This is a genomic window from Mesorhizobium sp. M4A.F.Ca.ET.020.02.1.1 (assembly GCF_004022645.1).
Classification (GTDB): domain Bacteria; phylum Pseudomonadota; class Alphaproteobacteria; order Rhizobiales; family Rhizobiaceae; genus Mesorhizobium.
This window is the reverse complement of the sequence record NZ_RZOI01000817.1, coordinates 1-2,505: the sequence shown is the minus strand read 5'-3', so window position 1 is coordinate 2,505 and position 2,505 is coordinate 1. Positions and strand designations below refer to the sequence as shown.

Genomic DNA, 2,505 nt, shown 5'->3' with positions numbered 1-2,505 from the left:
GACAGGACTGGGCGATCCTCAGGGCATTGTCTGATGTGCTCGGCAAGAAGCTGCCTTTCGACTCGCTGCCGCAACTGCGCGCCAAGCTCTATGGCGAATATCCGCATCTTGCCCGCATCGACCAGGTTCTGGCCGGCAGCGCCGATGACGTCGCCAGGGCGGCGAAGCTCGGTGGCCGGCTGAACAAGGGCACCTTCACCTCGCCGGTGAAGGACTTCTACCTGACCAACCCGATCGCGCGGGCCTCTGCCGTGATGGCCGAATGCTCGGCGCTGGCCAAGAGCGGCTTCAAGCAGGCGGCGGAATAAGCATGGAAACCTTCTTCTCCTTCTACGTGCTGCCGGCGCTGATCATCCTGCTGAAGTCGGTCGTGCTGATCGTCGTGCTCTTGGTCTTCGTCGCCTACATTCTCTACGCCGACCGCAAGATCTGGGCGGCGGTGCAACTGCGCCGCGGACCGAACGTGGTTGGCCCCTGGGGCACGCTGCAGGCTTTCGCCGACCTGTTGAAGTTCGTCTTCAAGGAGCCGGTGATCCCGTCCGGCGCCAACAAGGGCGTCTTCCTGCTGGCGCCGCTGGTGTCGGCGGTGCTGGCGATCTCGGCCTGGGCGGTCATTCCGGTCAACCAGGGCTGGGCGATCGCCAACGTCAATGTCGGTATCCTCTATGTCTTCGCCATCTCCTCGCTCGAGGTCTATGGCGTGATCATGGGCGGCTGGGCGTCGAACTCGAAATATCCGTTCCTCGGCGCGCTGAGGTCGGCCGCGCAGATGGTGTCCTACGAAGTCTCGATCGGCTTCGTCATCGTCACCGTGCTCTTGTGCGTCGGCTCGCTCAACCTGTCCGACATCGTCATGTCGCAGCACGATGGGCTCGGCACCCGGCTCGGCCTGCCCAACACCTTCCTCGACTGGCACTGGCTGTCGCTGTTCCCGATGTTCGTCATTTTCTTCATCTCGGCGCTGGCCGAGACGAACCGCCCGCCTTTCGATCTGGTGGAGGCCGAATCGGAACTGGTCGCCGGCCACATGGTCGAATACTCGTCGACGCCGTTCTTGCTCTTCTTCCTTGGCGAGTATGTCGCCATCGTCCTGATGTGCGCGCTGGCGACCATCCTGTTCCTCGGCGGCTGGCTGCCGCCCTTCGACTTCGCGCCCTTCACCTGGGTGCCGGGGCTGATCTGGTTCGTGCTCAAGGTCTGCCTGGTGTTCTTCGGCATTTCCATGGTGAAGGCGTTCGTGCCGCGCTACCGCTATGACCAGCTGATGCGGCTAGGTTGGAAGGTCTTCCTGCCGATCTCGCTGTTCATGGTCATCGCCACCGCAGCCTTCCTCAAGCTCACGGGGTTTGCGTAATGTCCGCTCTTTCCCAAGCCGCAAAGGCGCTGCTGCTGAAGGATTTCGTCAGCGCCTTCTTCCTGTCGATGCGCCAGTTCTTCGCGCCGAAGGAGACGATCAACTATCCGCACGAGAAGGGGCCGATCAGCCCCCGCTTCCGCGGCGAGCATGCGCTGCGCCGCTACCCCAATGGCGAAGAGCGCTGCATCGCCTGCAAGCTGTGCGAGGCGATCTGCCCGGCGCAGGCGATCACCATCGAGGCCGGCCCGCGCCGCAACGACGGCACGCGCCGCACCGTGCGCTACGACATCGACATGGTGAAGTGCATCTATTGCGGCTTCTGCCAGGAGGCCTGCCCGGTCGACGCCATCGTCGAGGGGCCGAATTTCGAATTCGCGACCGAGACGCGCGAGGAGCTTTACTACAACAAGGAAAAGCTGCTCGCGAACGGCGATCGCTGGGAACGCGAACTGGCGCGCAACATCGCTCTGGACGCGCCCTACCGCTGACATTTGACGCATGGACGGGGCGAGGGGCCTCGTTTAAGGACAACGCGGCTTCGGCACCGGAGGCGGTACGAAGCCAGAAAGAGCGAACAGGACGAACGTCCTGTTCGGACAGGAACCCGGGGGATCCCCATGCTGAGTGGACTAGAGGCGGCTTTCTTCTACCTCTTCGCCTTTGTCGCGGTGGCGTCGGCCTTCATGGTCATTTCGTCGCGCAACCCTGTGCATTCGGTGCTGTTCCTGATCCTGACCTTCTTCAATGCCGCCGGCCTGTTCATGCTGACCGGCGCCGAGTTCCTGGCGATGATCCTGCTCGTCGTCTATGTCGGCGCCGTGATGGTGCTGTTCCTGTTCGTCGTCATGATGCTCGACGTCGACTTCGCCGAGATGAAGGAAGGCGCGCTGCAATACGCCCCGATCGGCGCGCTGGTCGGGCTGATCCTGGCGGCGGAACTGATTGTCGTGCTCGGCGGCTACACTTTCGCGCCGCAGCTGGCCTCGACAGTGGCCAAGCCCATCCCGGATCTCGCCCAGCGCACCAACACGGCCGCGCTCGGCGATATCCTCTACACGGACTACCTCTACTACTTCCAGATCGCCGGCCTCGTGCTGCTTGTCGCCATGATCGGCGCCATCGTGCTGACGCTGCGCCACAAGCCGGGC

Annotated in this window: 3 protein-coding genes and 1 pseudogene; all 4 read left to right on the top strand. The window is 63.2% G+C overall.

The window, feature by feature from the left end:
• Positions 1–308 (top strand): annotated as a pseudogene (locus EN742_RS31580) (NADH-quinone oxidoreductase subunit G); the annotation flags it as partial.
• A gap of 2 nt (positions 309–310) precedes the next feature.
• A complete protein-coding gene (gene nuoH / locus EN742_RS31575) occupies positions 311–1,354 on the top strand; it encodes an NADH-quinone oxidoreductase subunit NuoH (RefSeq protein ID WP_126054026.1) in 1,044 nt (347 codons plus the stop codon).
• A complete protein-coding gene (nuoI, locus tag EN742_RS31570; RefSeq protein WP_126054027.1) occupies positions 1,354–1,845 on the top strand; it encodes an NADH-quinone oxidoreductase subunit NuoI in 492 nt (163 codons plus the stop codon). Before nuoH ends, nuoI begins: the two co-directional genes overlap by 1 nt.
• 129 nt (positions 1,846–1,974) lie before the next feature.
• On the top strand, positions 1,975–2,505 hold a 531-nt coding region (locus EN742_RS31565; protein ID WP_128333703.1), incomplete at its 3' end, for an NADH-quinone oxidoreductase subunit J.

Excerpts from the sequence above, each read along its gene's own strand:
- nuoI (WP_126054027.1), top strand. The coding sequence starts at position 1,354 with ATGTCCGCTCTTTCCCAAGCCGCAAAGGCGCTGCTGCTGAAGGATTTC.
- nuoH (WP_126054026.1), top strand. The coding sequence starts at position 311 with ATGGAAACCTTCTTCTCCTTCTACGTGCTGCCGGCGCTGATCATCCTG.